Source organism: Pseudomonas sp. 13B_3.2_Bac1 (assembly GCF_025466205.1).
Classification (GTDB): domain Bacteria; phylum Pseudomonadota; class Gammaproteobacteria; order Pseudomonadales; family Pseudomonadaceae; genus Aquipseudomonas; species Aquipseudomonas fluorescens_H.
In genome coordinates this window covers 1-22,316 of sequence record NZ_JANLOG010000078.1, presented here as the reverse complement: position 1 = coordinate 22,316, position 22,316 = coordinate 1, and the positions used below count along the sequence as shown (strand labels likewise).

26 protein-coding genes and 1 pseudogene are annotated in these 22,316 nt (G+C 60.3%); 17 read left to right on the top strand and 10 right to left on the bottom strand.

Features of this window, described 5'->3' with window-relative positions; all coding sequences use genetic code 11:
- Positions 1 to 65: 65 nt before the first annotated feature.
- The gene (locus NTD85_RS12905) at positions 66 to 593 is read left to right on the top strand and encodes a DUF3087 domain-containing protein (RefSeq protein WP_262142330.1); all 528 of its coding nucleotides are present in this window, start codon (positions 66 to 68) and stop codon (positions 591 to 593) included.
- Here NTD85_RS12905 and NTD85_RS12900 read toward each other — a convergent pair.
- Entirely contained in the window at positions 590 to 976 is a 387-nt protein-coding gene (locus NTD85_RS12900; protein WP_226500206.1) for a DUF2784 domain-containing protein, read from the bottom strand. The two genes, NTD85_RS12905 and NTD85_RS12900, sit on opposite strands and share 4 nt — an antisense overlap.
- A gap of 152 nt (positions 977 to 1,128) precedes the next feature.
- Here NTD85_RS12900 and NTD85_RS12895 point away from each other — a divergent pair, with 152 nt between their 5' ends.
- From NTD85_RS12895 to NTD85_RS12885, 3 genes are all read left to right on the top strand, one after another.
- Complete coding sequence (locus tag NTD85_RS12895; protein ID WP_027612977.1) at positions 1,129 to 1,827, top strand: AzlC family ABC transporter permease; 699 nt, start codon at positions 1,129 to 1,131, stop codon at positions 1,825 to 1,827.
- The gene (locus NTD85_RS12890) at positions 1,827 to 2,138 is read left to right on the top strand and encodes an AzlD domain-containing protein (RefSeq protein WP_177434727.1); all 312 of its coding nucleotides are present in this window, start codon (positions 1,827 to 1,829) and stop codon (positions 2,136 to 2,138) included. Before NTD85_RS12895 ends, NTD85_RS12890 begins: the two co-directional genes overlap by 1 nt.
- A gap of 67 nt (positions 2,139 to 2,205) precedes the next feature.
- Positions 2,206 to 2,349: a hypothetical protein gene (locus NTD85_RS12885; RefSeq protein ID WP_177434724.1), complete on the top strand. Its 144-nt coding sequence runs from the start codon at positions 2,206 to 2,208 to the stop codon at positions 2,347 to 2,349.
- A 47-nt stretch (positions 2,350 to 2,396) separates the two neighbouring features.
- Here the strand turns inward: NTD85_RS12885 and NTD85_RS12880 are convergent, their stop codons facing one another.
- The 4 genes from NTD85_RS12880 to NTD85_RS12865 form a co-directional block, all read right to left on the bottom strand.
- A complete protein-coding gene (locus NTD85_RS12880) occupies positions 2,397 to 2,669 on the bottom strand; it encodes a hypothetical protein (RefSeq protein WP_103484188.1) in 273 nt (90 codons plus the stop codon).
- Positions 2,670 to 2,981: 312 nt separating this feature from the next.
- Entirely contained in the window at positions 2,982 to 3,662 is a 681-nt protein-coding gene (locus NTD85_RS12875; RefSeq protein WP_262142329.1) for an SOS response-associated peptidase, read from the bottom strand.
- A 48-nt stretch (positions 3,663 to 3,710) separates the two neighbouring features.
- A complete protein-coding gene (locus NTD85_RS12870; protein WP_262142328.1) occupies positions 3,711 to 4,550 on the bottom strand; it encodes an ABC transporter permease in 840 nt (279 codons plus the stop codon).
- A gap of 60 nt (positions 4,551 to 4,610) precedes the next feature.
- Positions 4,611 to 5,597, bottom strand: a complete 987-nt coding sequence (locus tag NTD85_RS12865; RefSeq protein WP_103484185.1) for an aliphatic sulfonate ABC transporter substrate-binding protein — start codon at positions 5,595 to 5,597, stop codon at positions 4,611 to 4,613.
- 293 nt (positions 5,598 to 5,890) lie between these two features.
- Here NTD85_RS12865 and NTD85_RS12860 point away from each other — a divergent pair, with 293 nt between their 5' ends.
- The 3 genes from NTD85_RS12860 to NTD85_RS12850 all read left to right on the top strand — a co-directional run bounded on the left by NTD85_RS12860 (position 5,891) and on the right by NTD85_RS12850 (position 8,221).
- The gene (locus NTD85_RS12860; protein WP_262142327.1) at positions 5,891 to 6,838 is read left to right on the top strand and encodes an ABC transporter substrate-binding protein; all 948 of its coding nucleotides are present in this window, start codon (positions 5,891 to 5,893) and stop codon (positions 6,836 to 6,838) included.
- A 131-nt stretch (positions 6,839 to 6,969) separates the two neighbouring features.
- Positions 6,970 to 7,869: a polysaccharide deacetylase family protein gene (locus NTD85_RS12855; RefSeq protein WP_262142326.1), complete on the top strand. Its 900-nt coding sequence runs from the start codon at positions 6,970 to 6,972 to the stop codon at positions 7,867 to 7,869.
- A gap of 109 nt (positions 7,870 to 7,978) precedes the next feature.
- Complete coding sequence (locus NTD85_RS12850; RefSeq protein WP_003225919.1) at positions 7,979 to 8,221, top strand: DUF1652 domain-containing protein; 243 nt, start codon at positions 7,979 to 7,981, stop codon at positions 8,219 to 8,221.
- 4 nt (positions 8,222 to 8,225) lie between these two features.
- Here NTD85_RS12850 and NTD85_RS12845 read toward each other — a convergent pair whose 3' ends face one another.
- Positions 8,226 to 8,588: an NUDIX hydrolase gene (locus tag NTD85_RS12845; protein WP_103484182.1), complete on the bottom strand. Its 363-nt coding sequence runs from the start codon at positions 8,586 to 8,588 to the stop codon at positions 8,226 to 8,228.
- 100 nt (positions 8,589 to 8,688) lie between these two features.
- Here NTD85_RS12845 and NTD85_RS12840 point away from each other — a divergent pair.
- Positions 8,689 to 8,870, top strand: a pseudogene (locus NTD85_RS12840) (DUF2188 domain-containing protein).
- 61 nt (positions 8,871 to 8,931) lie between these two features.
- Here NTD85_RS12840 and NTD85_RS12835 read toward each other — a convergent pair.
- On the bottom strand, positions 8,932 to 9,171 hold the full coding sequence (locus tag NTD85_RS12835; RefSeq protein ID WP_003225914.1) for a hypothetical protein: 240 nt from the start codon (positions 9,169 to 9,171) through the stop codon (positions 8,932 to 8,934).
- A 185-nt stretch (positions 9,172 to 9,356) separates the two neighbouring features.
- On the opposite strand from NTD85_RS12835, the gene NTD85_RS12830 reads away from it, so the two are divergent.
- The gene (locus NTD85_RS12830; protein WP_103484181.1) at positions 9,357 to 9,692 is read left to right on the top strand and encodes a hypothetical protein; all 336 of its coding nucleotides are present in this window, start codon (positions 9,357 to 9,359) and stop codon (positions 9,690 to 9,692) included.
- 15 nt (positions 9,693 to 9,707) lie between these two features.
- Here NTD85_RS12830 and NTD85_RS12825 read toward each other — a convergent pair whose 3' ends face one another.
- Complete coding sequence (locus tag NTD85_RS12825) at positions 9,708 to 9,917, bottom strand: hypothetical protein (RefSeq protein ID WP_262142325.1); 210 nt, start codon at positions 9,915 to 9,917, stop codon at positions 9,708 to 9,710.
- Positions 9,918 to 10,024: 107 nt separating this feature from the next.
- On the opposite strand from NTD85_RS12825, the gene fae reads away from it, so the two are divergent.
- The 4 genes from fae to NTD85_RS12805 all read left to right on the top strand — a co-directional run bounded on the left by fae (position 10,025) and on the right by NTD85_RS12805 (position 14,537).
- A complete protein-coding gene (gene fae / locus NTD85_RS12820) occupies positions 10,025 to 10,537 on the top strand; it encodes a formaldehyde-activating enzyme (protein WP_008043405.1) in 513 nt (170 codons plus the stop codon).
- Between the two features lie 10 nt (positions 10,538 to 10,547).
- Entirely contained in the window at positions 10,548 to 11,582 is a 1,035-nt protein-coding gene (locus NTD85_RS12815; protein WP_003225908.1) for an aldo/keto reductase, read from the top strand.
- Positions 11,579 to 13,012 carry an NAD-dependent succinate-semialdehyde dehydrogenase gene (locus NTD85_RS12810; RefSeq protein WP_103521400.1) on the top strand — a complete coding sequence of 478 codons (1,434 nt, stop codon included), beginning with the start codon at positions 11,579 to 11,581 and terminating at the stop codon, positions 13,010 to 13,012. Before NTD85_RS12815 ends, NTD85_RS12810 begins: the two co-directional genes overlap by 4 nt.
- Positions 13,013 to 13,175: 163 nt before the next feature.
- Positions 13,176 to 14,537: an MFS transporter gene (locus NTD85_RS12805; protein ID WP_262142324.1), complete on the top strand. Its 1,362-nt coding sequence runs from the start codon at positions 13,176 to 13,178 to the stop codon at positions 14,535 to 14,537.
- Between the two features lie 99 nt (positions 14,538 to 14,636).
- On the opposite strand, the gene NTD85_RS12800 is transcribed toward NTD85_RS12805, so the two are convergent.
- Both NTD85_RS12800 and NTD85_RS12795 read right to left on the bottom strand, forming a co-directional pair.
- Positions 14,637 to 15,512, bottom strand: a complete 876-nt coding sequence (locus NTD85_RS12800; protein ID WP_262142323.1) for a LysR substrate-binding domain-containing protein — start codon at positions 15,510 to 15,512, stop codon at positions 14,637 to 14,639.
- Positions 15,513 to 15,730: 218 nt separating this feature from the next.
- On the bottom strand, positions 15,731 to 16,909 hold the full coding sequence (locus NTD85_RS12795; protein ID WP_262142322.1) for a hypothetical protein: 1,179 nt from the start codon (positions 16,907 to 16,909) through the stop codon (positions 15,731 to 15,733).
- Between the two features lie 186 nt (positions 16,910 to 17,095).
- Here NTD85_RS12795 and NTD85_RS12790 point away from each other — a divergent pair, with 186 nt between their 5' ends.
- From NTD85_RS12790 to NTD85_RS12775, 4 genes are all read left to right on the top strand, one after another.
- A complete protein-coding gene (locus tag NTD85_RS12790) occupies positions 17,096 to 18,028 on the top strand; it encodes a LysR substrate-binding domain-containing protein (protein WP_262142321.1) in 933 nt (310 codons plus the stop codon).
- Positions 18,029 to 18,261: 233 nt separating this feature from the next.
- A complete protein-coding gene (aldA, locus tag NTD85_RS12785) occupies positions 18,262 to 19,686 on the top strand; it encodes an aldehyde dehydrogenase (RefSeq protein WP_262142320.1) in 1,425 nt (474 codons plus the stop codon).
- 82 nt (positions 19,687 to 19,768) lie between these two features.
- Entirely contained in the window at positions 19,769 to 21,088 is a 1,320-nt protein-coding gene (locus NTD85_RS12780; protein WP_262142319.1) for an MFS transporter, read from the top strand.
- Between the two features lies 1 nt (position 21,089).
- The gene (locus NTD85_RS12775; RefSeq protein ID WP_262142318.1) at positions 21,090 to 22,307 is read left to right on the top strand and encodes a mandelate racemase/muconate lactonizing enzyme family protein; all 1,218 of its coding nucleotides are present in this window, start codon (positions 21,090 to 21,092) and stop codon (positions 22,305 to 22,307) included.
- Positions 22,308 to 22,316 lie beyond the last annotated feature (9 nt).

The window sequence follows — 22,316 nt, the reverse complement described above, 5'->3', positions numbered from 1 at the left end:
GAGGCGATAATGCGCCGGCGAGTTTTTTCCGTTGCCCTTTTTATCGCTCAAGGAAGTCATGCCCGATGTTCGAGATCCAGCCGATGGACCCAGCAACGTTTCGCCAGCAGACCCGCCGCAGCACGCTGATCATTGCCGTGCTGTTTCTGGTGTTGGCGATGGTGCTTTCGACGGCGGCGGTGGCGCTGTTCGGCGAACCCGGCGGCGACAATCTGCGCTTCAATGTCGGCGGGGTGTTCGTCGCGTTCCTGCTGACAGCGGCGCTGATGCGCGGGCAGTTCTGGCATCAGACCTGGATGGCCCCGGCGGTCTATAGCTGGCGGCTCAAGCGCAGCCTGATGAGCGTGACCAACGTGATGCATCAGGTGACGGCGGCGGCGGAGCAGAACGATCCGACCGCGATGAAGGTGCTGCGCTTCTATCATCTGGGACTGACCCAGATGCACGAACTGGACGGTAACTCCAGTGATCATGCGCAATTACATCGGGAAGTCGAGGCGCACAAGGAGCGGATGCAGGCGCTGGGTCTGGAGATCGACCAGAAGCGCCTGGATCCGGCCTGGCTGCAAGCCTTGAAACCCGCCGCGCGTTAAAACGGGATCCGGCTGGCGCGGCGCAGTTGCCAGCGCCGCAGCAGGCGCCCGTAGACCAGCAGGTTGATCACCAGCACCACGCTGCCCAGCGCCAACTGAATCTGCGGCGTCAGGCCGGCGGGGTAGATGATCGGCCAGACGTAGTGCTCGATGAAGCCGCCGGCGTATTCGGTCTGCCCGGCGGCGTGGCGCATCAGGTTTTCCCAGTAGGTCAGCGGACAGGTCAGGTGTAACACCTCGACCGCCACGCCCCACGCGGCCGCCGGCAGGTGCAGCCACATCAAGCGTGGCCACTTGAGTACCAGCAGCCCGCCGAACAGCACGAACAGAATGAAGCACAGATGAAACAGCACCAGCCCGTCGGCTGCGATTCGGTACAGCATGTCGTCTCCCTGACGCGGTTGTGAAGGCTCCCATGCTACGCCGACAGTCGCACCGGGGCGCGGCGATTTAGCGCAAGTGCGCAAGATTGTTCAAGCCGCGACAGGGCATTTGCTGGCAGAGTCTGCGACCGTTTCCTCGGTTGAAGAGCGTTATGTCTGACTCACTTATGCCGCGCCGTGCGTTTCTTCGCGGCGCTGCGGCGATCATGCCGTTATCACTGGCGACGGCGCCGTGGGGGCTGCTGGCCGGCTCCATGGCGATCGAAGCCAATCTCACGCCGTTACAGGGGCAGGGCCTGTCGAGCATCGTGTTCGCAGGGGCCGCGCAACTGGTGGCGATCGGCATGCTCAAGGGCGGTGCCGGGATTTTCTCGATTCTGTTGACCACGCTGCTGCTGACTTCGCAACACTTGCTGTACGGGATGAGCATGCGCTCGGTGATTTCGCCGCTGCCCGGACGCTGGCGCATCGGCCTGGGTTTTTTGCTCACCGATGAGCTGTTCGCCCTGACCAGCCAGCATGACCGTCAGCAGTTCAATCGCTGGTACGCATTGGGCGTCGGCCTGACGTTCTATATCGCCTGGAACCTCTTCACTCTGGCCGGCATCGTCCTGGGCAGCAGCATTCCGGGGCTTGAGCACCTGGGGCTGGACTTCTCGATTGCCGCGACGTTCATTGCATTGATCACTCCGGTGGTGCGTAACGTGCCGACCGTGGTTTGCGTGGCGGTGTCACTGTTCTGCTCGGTGCTGTTCAGTTATTGGCAGTGGGGCTCGGCGCTGGTGTTGTCAGGGCTGGCCGGGATGACCGCAGGATTTGTCTGCAACAAGCTGTATCGGGGGCGCACATGATGGTCTGGGCAGTGATTTTCGGCATGGGGATTCTGGTGTTCCTCAACCGATACGTGTTTCTCGAACCGCGCCTGCCGGTGCGTTTGAGCAGTAATGCTCGGCAGTTTCTCGGGTTTGCCGTACCGGGCATGCTCACCGCGATCTGCGGGCCGATCGTGTTCATGCCGGACAAACAGCTGAATTTGCAGTGGGATAACCCGTATTTGCTTAGTTCGTTAGTGGCAGTAGGTTTGGTTATCTATACCCGTAATACCTTGCTGAGCATGCTATTGAGCATGGCGTTCTTCTTTTTGCTGCGCTGGTGGCTGTAAGTTGGACGGGTAAAATTGTTCTACGCTTTAAGGATGTACAGTCTTTTTATACAAGCGGGGGGTGCGCATGACGACCGAGCAAGAACGTCCGGATGAAGACGAAGATGTCGATGAGCCGAGCGAAGAAGAGATCGAGCGTGAAAAACGCAAAGAACAAACGTGGAAACACGATGATGGCAAAGAGCTGTCATGGCCTGATCTGAAGCCTTGATCGATCAGATACGAAAAAGCCCCGCCAGTGCGGGGTTTTTCTTGGGTTCAAAGATCTTCCAACTGCGTGAAATCGGGGTGTGCAGCCCGATATCCCAGGGTTTTGTCGATCCAGGCATTGAGCTCGTTGACCATCACCGGCGGATGGCCGGGATAATTTTTGAGGGTGGTGCGCAAGATACGTTCAATGTCGGGAACTGAGCGCAGGTTTCGGGTCTTGATGTAGTGGCCGATAAAACAGTCGAGTTGAAAGCGTTCTGTCATGGACAGATAGATACACTCCAGGCCGTTGGCCTGTTTGATTGCAAAATCGTCGCGCAACTTAGTTCTCTGCAAGGCTTGTAAAAGTTGTAGGGGATTCCTGGTTTTTTGTTGACTCTTTGGTCAACTGGTATGCCAAACGGAAATGCGGCGCGCATGCTATCCGTAGTGCTACAAAATGTATCTAAGCTGATTGAAGAGTCAGACAAGCGGTTGGTTTTAATCAAACGACTGCTTCAATTGATGTATCGATATTGAAACATTAAGTGTAAAGAAACAGTTTCACTTGCATGGTGACGCACCTCATGTGTAGGCACTGCCTTAGGTTTCGACCGTTGCGACATTGAATACACGTGCCATGGCGACCATTATTTAGGGCCGCGCTTCAATCAGTTCGGCACCCTGATTGCGTGGGTTGCCCACCGCTTTGCTGACTTTGTGCCACAGAAACGTTTCGCTGTTTTCACCTTCGAACAGCAAAATCTGTTCGGCGCGCTCGACGGGCGTGGCCGGGTCCAGCCATTCTCGGGCGAGCTCGGCGCAGAGTACGATCGGACGCCGATCGTGAATATCGAGCAGGCCACCGGCACTGTCGGCGGTGATGATCACAAAACCATCGTCCTCCCGCGCTGGTGCATCGGGTGTCGGCAGTTGACCGATGGCAGCGCAGAAAATCGGCCCATTATCCGCTCGTCGAATCAGCCAGGGCTGGCGGAGTTTTTCTTCGGTATCGACCCATTCGAACCAGTTGTCGACCGGCACAATCAGTCGATGGCGCCAGATCGCGCGGAAGAACGGGCCGTGGGCAACTTTCTCCACCCGCGCATTGATCGGCGCGGCGCGATCCTTCGCCCAGTGCGGGCGCCAGCCCCAGCGCAGGTTGTCGGCATACAGCTGTTGATCATGTTGATGAAGGACCGCGAGTGACGTGGTGGGTGCTGCGTTGTATCGCGCCAGCGGCGCATCGCCGACATGATTGATCAGCGCATCGGGAATGCTCAGCACCGCGACAAAGTCGTGAATGCCGCGGTACTGCGAGAGTCTTCCGCACATGCGCTGAATCTCCGGTTGGACGCTTTCAGCTTAGTTGGCTGCGGCCAATCAATCCTGCGCCTCCTGACCGGTGAACGTATCGCGCCAGGCGAGCCAGCGGCGTTCAAGCATGGCGAGCAGGCCGTCGCTGAGTTTGCCGAGCAGGGCGAGCACGATGATCGCCGCCAGCACGATGTCCGGTCGCGAGGTTTCGCGGCCGTCGCTGAGCAGATAACCCAGGCCCTTGGTCGCGGCGATCAGCTCGGCGGCCACCAGAAACATCCACGCCAGACTCATGCCGCTGCGCAGCCCGGTAAACAGGCCGGGCAGGGCGGCGGGCAGCAGAATCCGCCGCACCAGTTGCCAGCGGCTGAAACCATAGATATGCCCGACCTCGACCAGTTTGCGATCGATGTTGCGAATCGCCGCGACCACGTTGACGTACACCGGAAAAAACGCGCCGATGGCGATCAGCACGATTTTCGAGGTTTCGTCGATGCCCAGCCACAGCAGCAACAGCGGCACCCAGGCCAGGCTCGGAATCGAACGCAGGGCGGCGAACGTCGGTTCCAGATACGCCTCGGCCTCACGGCTCAGGCCGACCCAGGCGGCAAACACCAGCGCGAGGCTGGCGCCAATCGCAAATCCCAGCAACACGCGGATCAGGCTCGCGCCGATGTGTTTCCACAGTGCGCCTTCGGCGAGGTCGGTGAGGGTCAGGGCAATCTCGCTCGGGGCGGGCATCTGATAGGACGGTAGCCAGCCGATGCGCACGATGAATTCCAGGGCGATCACGATCAGCAGCGGCAGGGTCAGGCCCTTCAGGCGCCGGCGCCATGTCGGGTGGAGAGGAGGGCGGGGCCTCGACAAGCTGCGAGGCGCGGGCAGTTCGTTACTGCGAGTGGTCATACGTTGGCTCCACTCACAGCCCAACCGCAACTGGCGCGGATGGGCTGTGAGTCTGGTCGATTACTGGCGGGCGACGGCTTGTTGCACACCGCTGTCGAGCAACTGATCGATGACTTGATCGACATTCACCCCACGCCGCACCAGTTCCTCAGAGACCAGAATCGGTGCCGCCGCCTTCGAGGCCTGCACGTCGTTGGCGGTCAGTTGCGGGCTGCTCAGGTCAGTGCGCGACAGTTGCAGTTTGGCCACGTCCAGCGGCAAACCGGACTCTTTGGCAAGCAGAGCGGCGAACTCTTCGGGATTTTTCAGCGCCCATTCGCGCGCCTGCTCGTAGGCTTTGATCACCGTGTCGATGGTTTGCGGATGCTCCTTGGCGTACTGCTCGGTGACGCTGACCACGCCGTAGCTGTTGAACGCCGGATTGCGATACAGCAGACGCGAACCGGCCTGCACTTGACTGGCGGCCATGTGCGGGTCGAGCCCGGCCCAGGCGTCGACATCGCCTTTTTCCAGCGCGGTACGACCGTCCGGATGTTGCAGGTGCACCAACTCCACGTCGTCTTTCTTCAGCCCGGCCTGTTGCAGGCTGCGCAAAGTGAACAGGTACGGATCGGTGCCTTTGGTGGCGGCGATTTTCTTGCCCTTGAGATCGGCGACGCTCTGGTACGGCGAATCCTTGCGCACCACCAGCGCAGTCCATTCGGCGCGGCTGTAAACGTACACCGATTTGATCGGGCTACCGTTGGCCCGGCTCAGCACAGCGGCAAGGCTGGCGCTGGAGGCGAAATCGACGCCACCACTGTTCAGATATTCCAGCGAACGGTTACTGCCCTGGCTCAGCACCCAACTGACTTTGGTCTGTGGCAGAGCCTTTTCGAGAAAACCGAAATGCTTGAGCACCAGACTCACGGGGGAGTAGTAGGCGTAATCCAGATGCACCTCGGCGGGAGGGGCTTCGGTGGCGTGGGCCAGAGGCTGCAGGCTCAATGCCATGGCGCTGGCGACCAGCAGCGTTTTGAGGCGGGCAAACGGTAAGAACGATGTCATGGGGGCGCTCCGGCGAAGGCACTGTTTTTTATGTCCAAAAATATATTTTTATCGGCTGCGTCCTGCATGAATGGAATATTGCAGGCTCTGTGCCATGTGCGTTTTGGCCAATGTTTACGGGGTTTTCACCCGTTTTGGCGCTCTTCAACTGTCGCGTAGGCAACACTGTGGTATCGCACTGTTGCGCAGCGGACAGTGAGCATTCGGAGCACTGAGCTTATGCATTAATCGAATTTAAAATTGGTTTATCAAGAGCGTTATGGTCTATGAAAAATCCCGTCGCAGGACCTCCCATGAAGCTCTCCCGTTTGCTCCGCAGCACACTGATGATCGCCCTGTTCGCCGCACCGCTTGCCTACGCCGCCGAGCCGGTGGTACTGCATGTCGGTGATCAGAACTACTACAACATTCGCGCTTCGGTGGAAGCCTCGGGCGTGTTGAAGGACGCGCCTTATACCGTTGACTGGAAGCATTTCCAGGCCGCTGCGCCATTGGCCGAGGCGTTGCAGACCGGGTCGCTGGATCTGGGTTTTCTGGGCGATTCGGGTTTCCTGTTTCTCGCCGCCAAACAGGCGCCGGTAAAACTGATCGGAGTGTCGCGACAAAACCCGGACACCATCGCATTACTGGTGCCGAAAGATTCGCCGGTGAAAACCATTGCTGATCTGAAGGGCAAGAAAGTCGCCTACTGGCCCGGCGCCTGGAGTCAGCAGTTGACCTTGCGTGCCCTGGAGCAGGGCGGTCTGCCGGAAAATTACGTCGATTTCGTCAAGCTGATGCCAATCGATGCGGCGGCTGCGTTGCCGCAGGGCAGCATTGATGCCTTCCCGGTGTGGGAACCGTACATCTCCCAGCAAATCGTGTTCTCCGGTGCGCGGCCGATTCTCACCGCGAAAAACCTGATGCCGGGCCTCAGCGCGATTGCTGCGTCGGCGCCGTCGATCGACAGCAAACGCGCAGCGATCGCCGATTTTCTCGGACGTTTGAAGCGCGCTCGAGCCTGGGTCGACAGCCATACCGACGAATACGCAGACTTGTGGGCGAAGAAGGCCAACCTCGATCAGGAAGTCTCGCGACACTGGTTGCGCCAGGCGCACATGACCGTCGGGCCGGTGGATCAACAGGCGGCGGCAGACCTGCAGGGCACCGCGGACTTCCTGTTCAAGGTCAAGGCACTGCCGGCGCCGCTGGCTACCGCCGGGGTCATCGATACCTCGTTTCAGCGGGCATTGGCCGACTGAGCGAGCGCCGTAACCAAAGCCTGTGTACCCTATCCACACTTGGCTCGCGAGGCCGGGTGCAGGGATGGATCAGGGCGAGGGAGTTTTGCCAGTCGACAACAGGGCCGCAAGGGTCAGGCGCAAGGCAAAACATGAAACACGCGTTCAAACTTATCTGTGCAGCGGCCATCGCCTTTGGGTTGGCCGGCTGCATTGCCGCGCCCATCGAGATGACCACGCAAACCGAAACCCGGCTCAAGGCCCAGGCACCGGTGCGCTTTCTGCTGACCTTCGACGATGGCCCTAGCGCTTCGAGTTTCTGGAACCCTTCGGCGACAGTGCTCGACAGCCTGAAGGTCAACCCGGTGCAACCGGACATCAAAGCGGTGTTCTTCGTCCAGACCCGTGCGCCGCGTGCGGGCAACAGTGAAATCGGTCGCGGGATCATGCGGCGCGAGCACGCCGAAGGGCACATCCTCGGATTCCACACCGCCACCCATTGGCACACCAATCATCGCTCGCTCGATCCGCAAGAGCTGGAGCAGTCGTTGAGCAACGGCACGGCGGATATCGCCGCGATTACTGGAGCTGCGCCGATCCTGCTGCGCCCGCCATTCTGGAATTACGACAAGCGCACCTTCGCCGCTTATCAACAGCACGGCCTGCATGTATTGCTGACCGATTTGAGCGCCAACGACGGCAAGATCTGGGGCTTCAATGCCAGCCCCCGACGTCGGGCGAACATGCTGCGCCAGCTATCGGAAGTCCGCGAGCGAATTGCCCTCGGCGAATTCCCTACCGTGGACGGGGTGATTCCGGTGGTGGTGACCTTTCATGACCTCAACCGTTACACCGCGCGGCACACCCGCGAATACCTGCAGATCCTGCTCGACAGTGCCGCCGCCACTGGTGTGAGGCTGGCGGACAAACCGTTCTACGATGATCGCGCGGCGCTGCAGAAAGCGGCGTTGGCGCGCACGGTTCAGCAAAGTTCGGATGCGGTGCAATTGCCGGGGATGTGGAACTGGATCTGGGATCGCGACGCCCACTGAGCCTGCGCTGAAAATGTGATCGGGTTGGCAGTTGCCGGGGCGGCAGGTTGCCGACGGCTCATCTATGCTCATCGGGTCGACCGACTCATCGCCTGCGAGGCGTGCGCTCATGCTAGCCATTGCCGACATTTGCCGGATTGTCGAATCCGGCTTTCCGTCGCTTGAATGCGAATGCACACAAGTGGAGCAGGGACTGCTGCGGATCAAGGTCTACGAGCCTGACTCCGGTCGAGTCGAGTTGTTGCTCAATGGCGTGTCGCCGGAACATCTGGTGACGATCCGCGATATTTCCAACTTCATTGGTGAATTGCGCACGGAAATGAGCGCCGGGCGCCGGGCATTCGCCGGTTGAAACCTCACAAGCGCCGCTGAAACGCCTGCACGATGCGCAACGTCGCGTCGCTGGTGGGCAGATTCTGCACCGCGTCCAGCGGATGCCAGATGCACTCGGTGATCTCGTTTTGCGGGCGCAACTGCTCAAGGTCGGGCACTGAGGCCTCGTAGACATGATGCTGCGTGCTACCACTGCGCAGTTCCATCAGATACAACATTTGTTCGGCCTTCAGCGCCGTTTCTTCCTGCAACTCGCGCATCGCCGCTGCGGCCTTGGTTTCCCCAGGCTCGACCTTGCCGCCGGGCAATGTCCAGCGACAATGGGGTTTGCGCACCAGGAGAACGTGTCGTTCCTGCTCGCAAATGACGGTTGCGCGTACTTTCATCTGTTACCTGTTCACTGCTTGTCACATTAATGAAACAAAACTGCAATATTCGAGCCGGGCCCCGGTTTATAGGTTCCCTCGGGTTCTTTGAGCGTTTGGCGTGGCTGAAAGTGCCAGCGATTTGGCACATCGCTGGCTGCGAAGTAACGGCCCGTGGCGGTTTGCAGCCAGGGCGTGCGGCTTGCATCGTTTGGTAGCAGAGAAGAATCAATGGCCTATGCCGCTGCGTTGCCGGGCTACAGACAACGCTTGGCGCGGGCGCGAAGTCACACCGCGAGTTGATGCAAATGTAACGAAAGAGCCCCGTTACTTGCCGGGGCTCTTGTTGAGGGCAAGGTCGGTATCAGTGAACTTTGGTTCGGCTGATGGAGCGGGTTTTCACTTCCTTGGCATATGACTGCAATCGTTCTTCATCACTCTGCAGCACCTCGCAAGACCTCAGGACCGCCTGGGCATCCGCTTCATTGCCATTCTTGCGCAGCTGTTCGGCAATGCGTTTGAGGTCGACCGCCGACCATCTCAGATCCGATGCAACGGCTTGCAGGTCGCGCTGAAGTTCGTGTTCGTATTCATTGAGCCGCATGATCACCTCCGGAACATTCTCGGTAGAACAGAGTAGCCGCATTTGCGGGCGATGTTTTACAGCTCGTCTGTCACCCGGCGGAACGTGTGTAAATATTTGTCCAATTTCCCGTATGGGCGTGGTCCGCTGTGGATGTACACCCGGTTACACGTTACATTCGCTTTTTTTCAGATCAGGGAAACACCATGCGGATATGGATCGGGATTTTGGCGTTGGCATTACTGGCAGGGTGCTCATTGCCAGCGTCGCTGGTACCGGGTGAGCCAAATCTCAGCAAGACCACCACCAAAGCGCCTAAAGACTATGCCGCGTGCTTGTTGCCGTTGTGGCAGCAGGACATTCCGAAGACCACGCAGACGTCCATTTCCAATGGCTACCGGATCAAGGCACCGAGCCTCGTCACCGCCGACGAGATTCTCGACATCATCAAATACAAGGACGGCAGCCGGGTCTCGTTGTATCAGGGACCGCCATGGGCCAAGTCCGGGTCATTGCGCAAATCGGTGCGTGACTGCCTCTGACGCAGCGCTTCAGTTTTAGCAGCCAGCCGCAAAAAAAAGCAGAAACCGTATCGCCGGTTTCTGCTTTTTTTTTGCTTTTTTCCGCAGGCCGCGATGCTGTGCCCCCAGGCTATGAGCAAAACTCATGGCCCCATGATTTTTAATGGTTACAGCCCGCATCAGCCCCGGTGTTAAAAAATCGCAAACACAGCTCATCAATAACAACCAGAGAGCGTTTGCAGCCATGTCCCATTTTCCCCGCCGCACCTCCCCACGCCCGTTATTGAGCGCACCGGCCATTCGGCCCGTGTGAGCTATCGAACATCCCTCGTATCGCACAAGAGTAATGACTGATGAAAGAACTCGACCTGTACATCGGTGAAGGTTTCGAAGGCCCGGGCGTGAACGCCGCACACATCAATATCCTGATCGGACCGCGCAACGGCCCGGCCGGGCAGGCGTTCGCCAACAGCCTGGCATCGCCAAGTCAGGGCCATTGCCCGTTCATGGTGATCGCCCAGCCGAACATCCCGGTCAAGCCGATGACCCTGTATGTGAACAAGGCCGCAATCAGCAGTGACCTGCACGGCAACGCCACCTGGGGCGCATCGCAGGCCGGGATCGCCAAAGCCGTGCTCGAAGCACTGCTCGACGGCACCTTGCCGCCGGAAGCCGAAGACGAGTGGGCCATCGTTACCGCCAACTGGGTCAACCCGGCCTGCGACGACCTCGATGCGGTGTACCTGAACAACTACAACGCCTGCCGCACCGCGATCCGCGCCGCCCTGACCGGCAAGCCGGAAACCGCGCAACTGGCCGATGTGGTCAACCACATCAGCAACCCTTTCTACACGCCAAAAGCCTGAGGTCCGCGCCATGCAATACATCCGTTTGGGCAACTCCGGCCTGCAAGTTTCCCGCCTGTGCCTGGGCACCATGAACATGGGCACCCCGGACTGGAAACCGTGGATCTTCAACGAAAAACAGAGCGAGCCGATCGTCGCTCACGCGCTGGACAACGGCGTGAATTTCATCGATCTGGCGGACTTCTATTCTGCCGGCGTCGGCGAGGAAGTGGTGGGGCGCATCGTCAAGCGTCTGGCCCGTCGCGAAGACCTGGTGATCACCACCAAGGTCGGCTATGGCACCCGCAGCGGGATCAATGCCAGCGGCCATTCACGCAAACACATCATGGACAGCATCGATGCATCGCTGAAGCGTCTGGACATGGATTACGTCGACGTGTTCATGCTGCATTACTTCGACGTGAACACCCCGGTCGAGGAAACCATGTCGGCATTGAACGATATCGTGCGCTCCGGCAAGGCCCGCTACATCGGCGTGTCGACCATGCTCACCGGGCAACTGGCGAAGATCCTCATGGCCTGCGAGCGCAATGGCTGGGTCAAGCCGATCAACATGCAGCTGCAACTGAACTGTGCCTATCGCGAAGAAGAGCGCGAGATGATTCCGTTCTGTCGCGATCAGGGCATCGGCGTCTCGGTGTTCAGTCCGCTGGCGCGCGGCCTGCTGACCGGCGACGTGCAGTCGACCCGCAACCAGACCGACTTCTTCACCCAGCAGATGTACAGCGACGAAGCCTCTTTCGAAATCGCGCATTCGGTACAACGCGTGGCCCGCGCCCGTGGCGTGTCGAACGCGCAGATCGCCCAGGCGTGGGTGGCCAACCATCCGGGGGTGGATTGCATGCTGGTCGGCGCGGACACCACGGCGCAGTTCGACAGTGCCCTGGCAGCGCTGGAAACCAGACTCGACGCTGATGAATTGCATGAGCTGGAGCGCAATTACACCCCGTGCGACGTGATCAACGATTACACCGCCGGCAAACGCATCCTGCGCACCGCGCGTCCGGGGCTGGAGCGCTTCACTTTGCAGGGAGCGGTGGCATGAGCGATCTGATCCGTCACGGCCACTTCATCGACGGCCAGTGGGGGCAGGGCGGCGCGACCTATGCGGTGCGCAACCCGGCCAATGGCGAACTGATTGCCGAGGTGCAAAAGGATGGCGCCGAAGCAACCCACCTGGCCATCGATGCGGCCAATCGTGCGCTGCCGGCGTGGCGCAAGCTCACCGCCAAGGAACGCAGCCAGCGCCTGAAACGCTGGAGCGATCTGATGCTCGCCAACCAGAAGGAACTTGCGACGCTGCTCAGTCGCGAGCAGGGCAAACCGCTGGCCGAGGCCATGGGTGAAGTGGTCTATGCCGCGAGTTTCCTCGAGTGGTTCGGCGAGGAAGCCAAGCGTGCCTATGGCGACGTGATCCCCAGCCACAAGGCCGATGCGCGGATCATCGTGGTCAAGGAAGCCATCGGCGTGGTCGCGGCGATCACCCCGTGGAACTTCCCGTTGGCGATGGTCACCCGCAAGGTCGGCCCGGCGTTGGCGGCCGGTTGCACGATGATTCTCAAACCGTCCGAGGAGACGCCATTGTCGGCGTTCGCCCTGGCGGTGTTGGCGGAACAGGCGGGTATTCCGGCAGGCGTATTCAATATCGTTTCCGGCGACGCGGTGGCGATTGGCGGTGCGCTGCAAGCGTCAAGCATCGTGCGCAAACTGTCGTTCACCGGTTCGACCCGCACCGGCAAACTGCTGATGCGCCAGGCTGCCGACACCCTGAAAAAAGTCTCGCTGGAACTGGGTGGCAACGCGCCGTTCATCGTCTTCGACGATGCCGATCTGGACGCGGCAGTCAAAGGCGCGATGGCCTCGAAATTCCGCAACACCGGGCAGACCTGCGTGTGCGTGAATCGCTTCTTCATTCAGGACAGCGTCTACGAAGCCTTCACCGGCAAGCTTGCCGAAGCGGTTGCGGCGATGCGCGTCGGCAGTGCGCTGGACGGTGAAACCGAGCAAGGCCCGCTGATCAACACCGCCGCATTGGCCAAGGTCGAAAGCCATGTCAGCGATGCCCTTGAGAAGGGCGCCACGCTGTTGTGCGGCGGTCGTCGTCACGCACTTGGCGGCACCTTTTATGAGCCGACCATCCTCACCGAAGTCAACGGCGACATGCTGATCGCCCAGGACGAAACCTTCGGCCCGGTGGCTGCGTGTTTCCGCTTCAAGGATGAAGCCGAAGTGCTGGAGCGGGCCAACGACACGCCGTTCGGTTTGTCGGCGTACTTCTACAGCCGCGATATCGGTCGGGTCTGGCGCATGGCCGAAGGGCTGGAAGCCGGCATGGTCGGGATCAACGAAGGGATCATTTCCACGGAAGTGGCGCCGTTCGGTGGCATCAAGGAATCGGGCCTCGGGCGCGAGGGTTCGAAGTACGGTCTGGATGACTATCTGGAGATCAAATACCTGTTGATGGGTGGTCTCTGACCCCCACCGAGATCTCCATGTGGGAGCGGGCTTGCTCGCGAAAGCGTTGTATCAGTTGGAGCAAATGGTGACTGACACACCGCATTCGCGAGCAAGCCCGCTCCCACATAAACCAAGCAAGAGCTCTGCGTTTCTCCGTCAATAACAACAATTGGAGACGAACATGTCCGCTCAACCGGTAAAAATCGACGACCTGCCCATCGGCCGGTTTCACCTCAAGATCGCCGGCCTGACCTTCGGCGCACACTTCACCGACGGCTACATCCTCGGCCTGATCGGTATCGCCTTCACCTTGCTCAGCCCGCAGATGCACCTGGATGCGTTCTGGCAGGGATTGATCGGCGCATCGGCGTTGATCGGGCTGTTTCTCGGCAGTCTGTTTTTCGGCTGGATCTCGGACAAGGTCGGCCGGCAGAAGATATTCCTGGTCAGCTTCGTGCTGATCACCATCGCCTCGGTAATGCAGTTCTACGTCGAAAGCGCGATGAGCCTGTTCCTTTGCCGGGTGTTGATCGGCATTGGCCTGGGCGGCGATTTCAGCGTCGGTCACGCGATGCTGGCGGAGTTCTCGCCGAAGAAACATCGCGGTGTGTTGCTCGGTTCGTTCAGCGTGATCTGGACCTTCGGTTACGTCGCCGCGACCTTCGTCGGCACGGCCATGCTCAGCCTTGGCGACGATGCCTGGCGCTGGATGCTTGCTTCGTCGGCAATCCCGGCGGCGCTGATTCTGATCGCCCGCATCGGCACCCCGGAATCGCCGCGCTGGCTGGTCAATCAGGGGCGCATCGCCGAGGCGCGGGCGATCGTCAAAAAGCATCTGGGCGACAACGTCGAGCTGGACGAAACCCGCAGCACGGAAACCCGTTCCGGCTATGCGGTGCTGTTCAGTCGTGAGTACCGCAAGCGCACGGCGTTCAACTGCCTGTTCTTCGTCTGCATCGTGATGCCGTACTTTGCGATCTACACCTTTTTGCCGTCGATCCTGCAGAAGATGGGGCTGGCCGAAGGCTTCGGCACCGAACTGATGTTGAACATGCTGCTGATCCTCGGCGCGTTGATCGGCATCTGGTGCACGATCAAGTTCAGCCGTCGCGGCTTCCTGATCAACTCGTTCATCATCCTCGCGGTGGCGCTGTTTCTGCTGGCGGTGTTGCCGGGCAGTGCAGCGTGGCTGATGGTGCTGGTGTTCGGCGTGTTTACCCTGGTGCTGTCGGCAGTGAGCAATCTGGTCGGGGTGTTCCCGGCCGAGAGCTTCCCCACTGAAGTGCGCGCCAGCGGCATTGGTCTGGCGACGGCGGTCAGTCGTCTGGGCTCGGCGATCAGCACCTTTCTGTTGCCGGTGAGTGTGGCGGGGATCGGCCTCAGTCCGACCATGGGCATTCTTGCGGCGATCCTGGCGATTGGCGCATGGCTGTCGTGGGCGTGGGCGCCGGAGACCAAGTCGCTGACCTTGAGTCAGGCGTGCAAGGCGCAGAGTCCGGTGGAGGGGAGTTCGATTGCGGTGAGTAAAGTCGCCCCGATCTGACGGCGTGCCATCGAACCCTGTAGGAGCTGCCGCAGGCTGCGATCTTTTGATTTTGCTTTTGAAGATCAAAAGATCGCAGCCTGCGGCAGCTCCTACATGTCAGGGACTGCTCACCAGACTCAGCCACTCGGTAAACAGCTTCACCTTCGACAAACCCTGCTTGTCATTCGCCACATCCAGCCAATAACCATAAGGGCCGATCACTTCAATCGGGGTGATCGGCAGCAGGCTGCCGTTGGCCAGTTCCTTTTCGATCATCTGCCGGTCGATCACGGCCAGACCACCGCCGGCCAGTGCGGTGTGGATCACCTGATCCAGGGTGCTGAATTCCAGGCCTTGTCCGGCATCGACATCATCGCGGCCCATGGCCGCCAGCCAGTTCTCCCAGATCTGCAAACGCTTGCCGTCGTGCAGGATGTGCAGCAGCGGAAATTGCCGCAGATCCGGCGGCTGAGCGCCGTTGAACAACTCCGGGCTGGCGACGGCGATGTGCCGTTCCATCACCAGTAACTGGCTGGCGCACTGGGGGGACGCCGCGAGGCCGAAACGGATGTGGCAATCGATCTCGGCGAGGCTGTCGTGGCTGGCCTGATTGGTCACGCTGAGGCTGATGTCCGGGTAGCGCTGGCAGAAGGCGCGCAGGTGTGGCGACAGCCAGCGCGTGGCCCAGGTCGGTGGCGCCAGCACACGCAGGCGCTGACGCAGGTTGGGCACGCGAATGGCTTGCAGGGCGCGCTCCATGTGGTCGAAGGCTTCGGCCAGATGCGGTTTTAGATTGCTGCCGGCCTCGGTCAGCGACAGGCCTTGCGGCGTGCGCACGAACAGCGCGACACCGAGGTAGTCTTCGAGTTGTTTGATCTGGCGACTGACTGCGCCCTGGGTGACGTTCAGGCCGAGTGCGGCCTGACTGAAACTGCGATGCCGCGCGACTTCTTCGAACACGCGCAGGGTGTTGAGCGAGGGCAGTTGACGCATGGAGGTAGGACCCCAGGTCGAGCGTGTGGCTCGGTTTTATTTTTGTAGGTTTTGTTGGTAGGGGTTATCTGACTATTGGTGAGGAACGGATGCAAGTGTTGTTTGGCAGGACGCCTTCGCGAGCAAGCCCGCTCCCACAGGTTTTGTGCCTGACATAAATCCATTGTGGGAGCGGGCTTGCTCGCGAAGGCTGACTTTCAGGCGCAGTAAAATCCGGATCAGAAGTAATACCCGACGTTCACATACACCTGATTTTCCCACTGATCCAGCCCACCCGCGCCCAGGCTCTGGGTGTAGCTGCTGCCACCGATGTACGGATCGTTCTTGCCAAACAGCCACTCGGTCGCCACCCACAATTTGCTCACTGAAAACGAGCTGCCGAGGATCATTCGCTGTGAGGTCTTGAAGCCGCTGGCGGATTTGTCGAAGGCGCTGTAGTTGGCGTAAAGCCTGACCCCGCTGATCTGATCGAAAAGGTATTTGCCGGCCACGTCGTAACTCAGATCCGCCACGTACAGATTGCCGCGACTGGCGACGTTGTAAGTGCCGTCGTAACCGCCGAGGGTCACCAGCTCATCGGTGCCGGCATTGCGCGGCGACATCTGCTGACGTGCCGCCTGCAACTGCACGCCCCACGGGCCGTTCTTGCCCAGGTAGTGCACGGCCACGGCGTTGCGCCGACCGTCGTTATCGGTGTCCTTGTTTTCCAGGGTCGAGGTCAGGCCGGAGATCCCCACTTCGGACTTCCACGGGCCCAGATCCAGCGCTTTCGCCACGCGCAGCACCAAGGTGTTGCGTTCCTGGTTGGCGCTGCCGTCAGCCACGTAGCTGTCGGCTTCGGACACGACGCTGGAGTAGGTCACGCCCTTGCTGGTGCCTTTGCCTTGCCACGCCGGGCGCAGGTAGTAACCGGCCTGGATATTCCAGTCGCCGCTTTGCTGAATGTATTTGGCGCCGACCTGTTGCACGTCTTCGAGGCCGATGACGTTGCCCAGGGTCTCGTAGAAGGTGCTGCCAAAGTACGGCTGCAAGCCGAACGGCACGGTGTTCAGGCCGACCTGCACCTGCTGGTCCGGGTTGAATTTGTAGCCGACCCAGGCGAATTTGGCGAACTGAATGTCGCCGTAATTTTTCGTGTACTGGTAGGGGTAGGAGCGACCATAGAAGCGGTATTGCGCCTCGCCGATCCAGGAATCGGAGTTGTACTTGGCGCTGAGAAAAACCGTATCGAGACCGAACTTCTGAATGTCGCGATCCGGGTCCAGGTCCCAGCGCGCACGAATGGCGCCACCCAGGTCGAGGTTGTCGGTAACTTGCACGGCCATCGCCGGAGCGGCAACGCTGCAGAACAGGACGATAGAGGTGGTGCGCAAACGCAAGGAAGCAGAGAAGGGCATGGAGCGGCTCTCGATTGTTTTTATTAGAGATGCCGCGCAGTCTTGCCATCCGCCGGGCGTGGGACAAACGATAAAAACGATGCGCAAACCTGCATCGAATGCATGTTACTCAAAAAATCCTGTAGGACAGTCCGGTACGCTCATGGGATGCTCTGCAACTTGTCAGTGGTTTTCGAGTGCCTTGATATGAAACGCAAAATGCCCGGCCTGAACGCGCTCAAGGCGTTCGAAGTGGCCGGCAGCACCGGCAGCTTCACCCGCGCCGCCGAGCTGCTCAATGTCACCCAGAGTGCGGTCAGCCGTCAGGTGCGGCAACTGGAAGAGCAACTCGGCGAAAGTCTGCTGGAGCGCCGTCATCACCATCTGGAGCTGACCGCCGCCGGCAAGATCCTGCTGCGGGCACTGCATCAGTCGTTCGACAAGATCGAGCTGACGGTGCGCAGCATCCAGCAGAAAACCCACTCCAACCGTCTGCACATCAACGCACCGCCGACCTTCACCAGTCGCTGGCTGATGCCACGCCTCGGGCGTTTGCGCGAGCAGCACCCGGAGCTGGAACTGAGCATCACCACGCGCTTGCAGGACAGCCTGGCGGAAACCAGTACCCTCGATTGCGCGATCCGCTTTGGCGACGGCGAGTGGGACGGTCTCGACAGTTCGCTGTTGATCCAGGAGCGGCATATCGCGGTGTGCGCGCCATCGCTGTATGCACGGGAGGGAAGCGAACAGGGCATCGACCTCAATCGCCTGACCCTGCTGCATGTGCTGGCCAAGGAGGATCAGCGTTACCTGACCTGGAAGCACTGGCTGGACGCGGCGCACATCAGTGGCGTCGATACCCAGGGCGGTTACGAATTCGATTTGCTGGACCTGGCGATTCAGGCAGCGACCGATGGTCTGGGGATCACCATTGCCGACTGGCACATGGTTGCGGCGGAACTGGCCAGCGGGCAATTGACGCAAGTGCTGAATGTGTATGTGGAAGGGCACCAGTCGTACTGGCTGGTGACCCGCCCGGAGCAGACCGAGATGCCGCAGTTGCAGGTGTTTGCGCAATGGCTGCAGGAGGAAATCTGGCTGGCGCAGCGCCAACTGGAGCCTTCGACCGCAGCCACCTGACACACCCCCAATCCCCTGTGGGAGCGAGCTTGCTCGCGAAAGCGGTGTGTCAGTCACCTGTACGTCACAGTCAGACCGCCGTCGCGAGCAGGCTCACGCCTGCAGGGGATGTGTGCTTATGTGAAGGTAACCTGCATTTTTCGAATGTTTCCCCGCCCTTTAAATCGTTTGTTCAACCCGCCACCGATGACAAGACTGGTGGCATTGATAAAAACAAACGATGGGCGATGCACATGCGAATCGAGCGAAACTTTGTAAACGGCCACTTCATCGAGCCGGCCAGCGCGGCAATGATCGCGGTGTACAACCCCGCCACTGAAGCGCTGCTCGGCCATGTCTCGGCTGCCACCGCCGAAGAAGCCACCGCCGCCGTGGATGCCGCGGCGGCCGCACAAAAAGTCTGGGGCAAACTGACCAGCATCGAGCGCGCCGAACACTTGCGCGCATTCGCCACCGCGCTTGAGGAGCGTGCCGAGTCCATCGGCGCCGCGCTCGCCGCCGAGTCCGGCAAGAGTCTCAGCGACGCGAGCAACGAAGCACGCTATGCCGCGCAGATCACCCGTTACCACGCCGAGTGGGCGCGGCGCATCGAAGGCGAGATCATCCCCAGCGACAGCCCCGACGAAAACCTGTTTCTGCATCGCGAGCCGATCGGCGTCGTCGCGTGCCTGATTCCGTTCAACTACCCGGTCTATACCTTGCTGCGCAAAATTGCCCCGGCGCTGATTGCCGGCAACACCGTGGTGGTGCGCCCGAGCAACAACACCCCGACCTCGGCATTCGAAATCGCCAAAGCGGTGCAGCAGTCGGGCATGCCGGCCGGGGTGATCAATATTCTGACCATGGATCACGCCACCGCTGCCACGGTGTGCACGCATAAGGCTGTTGGCTTGATTACGCTGACGGGCAGCGTCAACGCCGGGCGCATCGTGCTCGATTACTGCAAGGCCAATATCGCCAAGCCGTCGCTGGAGCTGGGCGGCAAGACGCCGGCCATCATCGAAGCCGATGCCGACCTCGAAGCCGCCGCCAGCGCGATCATCGCCTCCAAGACCACCCACTGCGGGCAGTTGTGCACGGCGGTGGAAAGAGTCTACGTGCAGGAAAGTGTCCACGACCGATTCCTCGCGCTGCTCAAGGCCAAAATCGCCGAGGTGAAATTCGGTGACCGCGCCACCGATGCGAGCCTGATGGGACCACTGGTCAACGCCAGTTCGCAGCGGAACATTCACGCCATGGTCGAGCGTGCCATGGCCGACGGCGCGGTGCTCGAAAGTGGTGGTGTGTTGCCGCAAGGCCCGGGGCATTTCTATCCGCCGACCCTGCTCAGCCACTGCCGCCAGGACATGGAAATCGTCCAGGATGAAATCTTCGGTCCGGTGCTGCCGGTGCTCAAGTACCGCGACATCGACGAAGCATTGTCCATGGCCAACGACCACCAGTTCGGCCTGTCGTCGGTGCTCTACACCGAGAACTACCGCACCGCGCAGAAAGTCGCCAACGCCATCGAGGCCGGCGAGTTGTACGTCAATCGCACCCCGGCCGACCCGTATCAGGGCTACCACGCCGGTTGGAAACGCTCGGGCCTGGGCGGTGATGACGGCAAGCACGGGATGCTCGAATTCACCCAGACCCGACTCGTGGTCATGAAGTACTGAAACACCGCAACACGCCTCATGCTGCACCTATAAAAACAATTATCAGGGGCGCCCGGAGCACGGGTTGCCCGAGGTCACTTCAATGTCCAAGCATGCATCCTCTGCTGCCGCTGTTCAGGGTTCCAACTCGGCTGTGAAAAGCCGGAGCGACAAGGGAAGTCGCTATTTCCAATTGATGTTGCTGGTGCTGGCCGCCGGTGCGATCTATCCGATTCTGTACCTGCGTCAGGTCTACCAGACCACGATGCTCGAAGTGTTCCAGATCAACCAAAGTGAACTGGGCTATCTGTACTCGATGCTCGGCACGATTTTCCTCCTCAGCTACTTGCCCAGCGGCTGGTTGGCGGATCGCATTGCGCCACGCTTTCTGATTTTCTTCTCGCTGGTGGCGACCGGCGCTTTAGGCCTGTGGTATTCGACGGCGCCATCGATGACCGGGCTGATGATCATCTTCGGTTGCTGGGGCCTGACCACCGGTTTGACCTTCTGGGCGTCGGTGCTCAAGCGGGTGAAGATGATTGCTCACCCTACCGAGCAAGGGCGCTTTTTCGGCATCCTCGACGGTGGTCGCGGTCTGGTCGAGGCGTTGCTGGCGACGGTTGCCCTGGCGCTGTTCGCCTTCGCCACCGAAACCCGTGGTGAGTCCACTGCCGAAGGCTTCAGGCATGTGGTCTATCTCTATGCCTTCACCTGTATCGCCATCGGCTGTGTGCTGGTGCTGATCAAGGATCCGAAGTCGATGGCGGACACGCCGCCGGTGGAGAAGGGCAAGTTCAACCTGCTCACCGATCTGGCGACGCTGGTGAAAATTCCCGAGCTGTGGCTGGTCACCGCCATCGTGTTCTGCGGCTATCACATCTTCTGGGCGACCTACAGTTTCTCGGACTACTTGCAAGGCAGCGGCCTGACCGCGGTCATGGCCGGCACCATCACCACCATCAAGCTGTGGATGCGCCCCATCGGCGGCATCGGCGGCGGCTGGCTGGGGGACAAGTTCTCGAACATTTCGGTGCTGATCGTCGCGCTGTTGCTGGCGAGTCTGGCGATTGTCGGGCTGATCGTATTCCCGGCGCTCAACAGTATGGGTTTGCTGATCGCCACGGTGATTTTCATTGGCCTGATGACTTACGCAATTCGCGGTTTGTACTGGGCGATTCTCGACAGCTGCAACATTCCGCTGCGCATCACCGGCCTGGCCATCGGCATCGTTTCGGTGGTCGGCTACATGCCGGATGCCTTCATCCCGTTGATCAATGGCTACCTCACCGAGCACTTCCCCGGCGCCCTCGGCTACAAGCTGTACTTCGGTTACATCGCCTCCGTTGGTCTGATCGGCACCCTGGCGGCCGTGACCCTGCGTGCCCGAATCAATCGCAAAACTTCAGATAAAGCAGGTGCCTGACATGAAAATCATCGCCCTTGAAACCCATATCGTCGCCGTACCGCCACCGCACATCGGCGGCATGTACTGGCTGTTCGTCAAGCTCAAGACCGATTGCGGCATCGAAGGCGTGGGCGAGATCTACGCGGCGACGTTCGGTCCCAAAGCCATGCTGCCGATTATCGAAGACGTGTTCGAGCGCTACCTGCTCAACCAGGACCCGCACCACATCGAACGCTTCTTCCGTCAGGCCTATTCCAGCGGTTTCACCCAGCGTCCCGACCTGACCATGATGGGCGTGGTCAGCGGTCTGGAGATGGCCTGCTGGGACATCATCGGCAAAGCGGCGAACAAACCGGTCTACGAGTTGCTGGGTGGCAAGGTCAACGAACGCCTGCGCTCCTACACCTACCTGTACCCGGTCAACAGCCGTGGCGAATACGACTACGACGACCCGGATCTGGCGGCTGAATGCGCCGTCGAGAACATGAACAAAGGCTTCACCGCGCTGAAGTTCGACCCGGCCGGCCCATATTCCGCGTACTCCGGGCACCAGATCTCGCTGCAGGTGCTGGAACGCTGTGAAACCTTCTGTCGCAAGATCCGCGAAGCGGTGGGCAACCAGTGCGACCTGCTGTTCGGGACTCACGGGCAGATGGTGCCGTCGTCGGCAATCCGTCTGGCCAGGCGTCTGGAAAAGTACGACCCGCTGTGGTTCGAAGAGCCGGTGCCGCCGGGGCAGGAAGAGGCCATGGCGCAAGTCGCGGCCAAGACCAGCATTCCGATTGCCACTGGCGAACGCCTGACCACCAAGTACGAATTCTTCAAGCTGCTGCAGGCCGGCGGCGCGTCGATTCTGCAGATGAACGTCGCCCGCTGCGGCGGCCTGCTCGAGGCGAAGAAGATCGCCAGCATGGCCGAGGCCTACTACGCGCAAATTGCTCCGCATCTTTACAACGGCCCGATCGGCGCGGCGGCGAGTTTCCAGTTGGCGACCTGCACACCGAACTTCCTGATTCAGGAAAGCATCGAGACCTGGGGCGGCTTCCACGCCGAGATCCTGAAGAAGCCGCTGCAGTGGGAGGACGGCTACATCATCCCGTCCGCCGAGCCGGGGCTGGGCGTGGAGCTGAACATGGATGTGGTGCGCAAGCATTCGCCGTACACCGGCGAGCGCCTGCACCTGCAAATGGCACCGACTCCGGTTGACGTCAAAGACACCTCGCCGGCCAAGGGCTGACAGAGGCCC

Excerpts from the sequence above, each read along its gene's own strand:
- NTD85_RS12905 (WP_262142330.1), top strand. The coding sequence starts at position 66 with ATGTTCGAGATCCAGCCGATGGACCCAGCAACGTTTCGCCAGCAGACC.
- NTD85_RS12900 (WP_226500206.1), bottom strand. The coding sequence starts at position 976 with ATGCTGTACCGAATCGCAGCCGACGGGCTGGTGCTGTTTCATCTGTGC.
- NTD85_RS12895 (WP_027612977.1), top strand. The coding sequence starts at position 1,129 with ATGTCTGACTCACTTATGCCGCGCCGTGCGTTTCTTCGCGGCGCTGCG.
- NTD85_RS12890 (WP_177434727.1), top strand. The coding sequence starts at position 1,827 with ATGGTCTGGGCAGTGATTTTCGGCATGGGGATTCTGGTGTTCCTCAAC.
- NTD85_RS12885 (WP_177434724.1), top strand. The coding sequence starts at position 2,206 with ATGACGACCGAGCAAGAACGTCCGGATGAAGACGAAGATGTCGATGAG.
- NTD85_RS12875 (WP_262142329.1), bottom strand. The coding sequence starts at position 3,662 with ATGTGCGGAAGACTCTCGCAGTACCGCGGCATTCACGACTTTGTCGCG.
- NTD85_RS12870 (WP_262142328.1), bottom strand. The coding sequence starts at position 4,550 with ATGACCACTCGCAGTAACGAACTGCCCGCGCCTCGCAGCTTGTCGAGG.
- NTD85_RS12865 (WP_103484185.1), bottom strand. The coding sequence starts at position 5,597 with ATGACATCGTTCTTACCGTTTGCCCGCCTCAAAACGCTGCTGGTCGCC.
- NTD85_RS12860 (WP_262142327.1), top strand. The coding sequence starts at position 5,891 with ATGAAGCTCTCCCGTTTGCTCCGCAGCACACTGATGATCGCCCTGTTC.
- NTD85_RS12855 (WP_262142326.1), top strand. The coding sequence starts at position 6,970 with ATGAAACACGCGTTCAAACTTATCTGTGCAGCGGCCATCGCCTTTGGG.
- NTD85_RS12850 (WP_003225919.1), top strand. The coding sequence starts at position 7,979 with ATGCTAGCCATTGCCGACATTTGCCGGATTGTCGAATCCGGCTTTCCG.
- NTD85_RS12845 (WP_103484182.1), bottom strand. The coding sequence starts at position 8,588 with ATGAAAGTACGCGCAACCGTCATTTGCGAGCAGGAACGACACGTTCTC.
- NTD85_RS12835 (WP_003225914.1), bottom strand. The coding sequence starts at position 9,171 with ATGCGGCTCAATGAATACGAACACGAACTTCAGCGCGACCTGCAAGCC.
- NTD85_RS12830 (WP_103484181.1), top strand. The coding sequence starts at position 9,357 with ATGCGGATATGGATCGGGATTTTGGCGTTGGCATTACTGGCAGGGTGC.
- NTD85_RS12825 (WP_262142325.1), bottom strand. The coding sequence starts at position 9,917 with ATGGCTGCAAACGCTCTCTGGTTGTTATTGATGAGCTGTGTTTGCGAT.
- fae (WP_008043405.1), top strand. The coding sequence starts at position 10,025 with ATGAAAGAACTCGACCTGTACATCGGTGAAGGTTTCGAAGGCCCGGGC.
- NTD85_RS12815 (WP_003225908.1), top strand. The coding sequence starts at position 10,548 with ATGCAATACATCCGTTTGGGCAACTCCGGCCTGCAAGTTTCCCGCCTG.
- NTD85_RS12810 (WP_103521400.1), top strand. The coding sequence starts at position 11,579 with ATGAGCGATCTGATCCGTCACGGCCACTTCATCGACGGCCAGTGGGGG.
- NTD85_RS12805 (WP_262142324.1), top strand. The coding sequence starts at position 13,176 with ATGTCCGCTCAACCGGTAAAAATCGACGACCTGCCCATCGGCCGGTTT.
- NTD85_RS12800 (WP_262142323.1), bottom strand. The coding sequence starts at position 15,512 with ATGCGTCAACTGCCCTCGCTCAACACCCTGCGCGTGTTCGAAGAAGTC.
- NTD85_RS12795 (WP_262142322.1), bottom strand. The coding sequence starts at position 16,909 with ATGCCCTTCTCTGCTTCCTTGCGTTTGCGCACCACCTCTATCGTCCTG.
- NTD85_RS12790 (WP_262142321.1), top strand. The coding sequence starts at position 17,096 with ATGAAACGCAAAATGCCCGGCCTGAACGCGCTCAAGGCGTTCGAAGTG.
- aldA (WP_262142320.1), top strand. The coding sequence starts at position 18,262 with ATGCGAATCGAGCGAAACTTTGTAAACGGCCACTTCATCGAGCCGGCC.
- NTD85_RS12780 (WP_262142319.1), top strand. The coding sequence starts at position 19,769 with ATGTCCAAGCATGCATCCTCTGCTGCCGCTGTTCAGGGTTCCAACTCG.
- NTD85_RS12775 (WP_262142318.1), top strand. The coding sequence starts at position 21,090 with ATGAAAATCATCGCCCTTGAAACCCATATCGTCGCCGTACCGCCACCG.